A 1,606-nucleotide genomic window follows, 5' to 3' on the forward strand; every position below is an offset into this window, starting at 1 on the left:
GGCCCGGCGGTGGCCAGCCCCCGGCGGGCGGCGAGGGCGGCCAGCCCCCGGCGCAGCCCTGAGCCCGGCGGACGTGGGCTGAGCCGTCCGGCTCAGCCCACGCGTCCTGCCGGCGGCTCAGTCGGTCTGGGACTCGTTGCGCTCGGGGTGCGGGCCGAACACGAAGTGGCGGCCGGACACGCGCTGGACGTCCACGCGGACGTAGAAGTCCTTCAGCGTCGGCACCCACGGTTCGATGCCGAGGGACTCGGCCTCCGCGATCTCCGCCTCCGTGTCCAGGCGGCGCGCGGTGCCGTGCACGAGCACGGACCAGGCCTGGTCGGCCAGGATCCCGTCGGCCTGCACCACGACGCGCGGGTTCACCGTGAGCTCGGCGAGCTTCGAGCCGGGCGCGGTGCGGAAGTAGATGGCGCCGTCGTGGGCCCGCACGTTCACCGGCACGATGTCCGGCCGCCCGTCCACGGCCAGCCCGAGGCGCGCGTGGCCCACGCGGCCCAGCAGTCGCCAGACCTGGTCCTCGTCCAGCACCAGGACGGCCTCGCCGTCCGGGTGCTCGAACATCAGGTGGTCCCCGGGCTCCGCGACCGGATCGGGGCGCTGCATCGACGGGGCGTCGTCGGTGTCGTGGTGCTGCTGGGTCATCGGGGCCTCCTGGCATGCCGGGACGGGCGCCGTCGGGCGCGGCGCTGAGATCGGGCTCACATCCACTCTATACATGGTCGGTCGCCCGCGAGGCGACGATGTCACCCAGCACCGCCGCCGTCGTCGGCGCCTCGCGGCCCGGGGCGACGGCGAGCGCGAACGGGCACGTGTGGGCGCGCGGGCCGTCGTCGACGAGCCGGCCCGACGACGGCGCGGCCGGGTCCGGCGTGAGCCACCTGCCCCCGGCGCGGCGCAGGATCAGCTGCCCCGCCGCGACGTCCCAGGGCTTGGTGTCCACGTACAGCGCGGCGTCGGCCCAGCCCGCCGCCGTGTGGGCGAGCTCGAGGGCGCCGGAGACGGTGCGGCGCACGGTCGCGTGGGCGGTCACGAGCCGCCCGAAGCGGCGCAGCGCGTCCTCGCCCTCGCGCGCGAGCGCCTCGCCCGCCGGATAGGAGGTCACGAGGTTCTGGGCGCGCTCGCCGCCGGCCGGCGCCGGCCGGCCGACCTCGGCCAGCGGGCGCTCCGGCCCGTCGCCGCGGGTGAGGTAGGCGCCGTCCGCGTCGGCGGAGAACGCCAGCCGGCCCACGGGGTCCAGCACGACGCCGGCCACCACCTCGCCGTCGACCTCGGCGGCCAGGGACACCGAGAACATCGCGAAGCCGTGTGTGAAGTTGGAGGTGCCGTCGATGGGGTCGACGATCCAGGTCAGCCGGGCGGCCTCACCGGTGCCGGCCTGCGCCCCGAGCTCCTCGCCGAGCACGCCGGAGCCGGGGACCGCCGTCGTGAGCGCGGCGACGAGCCGGGCCTCGGTGTGTCGGTCGTGCACGGTGACGAGGTCGTGGTGCGTGGTCTTGGCCTCGGGCCCGATGGCGGTGGGGGAGCGGAAGGCGGCGGCGAGGTCGCCGACGACCGCGCGGGCGGCGTCGAGGGCGATCGCGCGCAGCTCGGCGGGGCAGGGCAGGGC

The 1,606-nt window shown here is 76.9% G+C and carries 2 protein-coding genes; both read right to left on the bottom strand.

Translation table 11 applies throughout. The features are described from left to right. Nucleotides 1-117: 117 nt before the first annotated feature. Nucleotides 118-642: a pyridoxamine 5'-phosphate oxidase family protein gene (locus tag J1M38_RS05430; RefSeq protein ID WP_020621599.1), complete on the bottom strand. Its 525-nt coding sequence runs from the start codon at nt 640-642 to the stop codon at nt 118-120. 67 nt (nt 643-709) lie between these two features. Next, nucleotides 710-1,606 (bottom strand): inositol monophosphatase (locus J1M38_RS05435; protein WP_241246501.1); only part of this gene is annotated, 897 nt, incomplete at its 5' end.

Source organism: Micrococcus sp. KRD070 (assembly GCF_017168435.1).
GTDB classification, from domain to species: domain Bacteria; phylum Actinomycetota; class Actinomycetes; order Actinomycetales; family Micrococcaceae; genus Micrococcus; species Micrococcus luteus.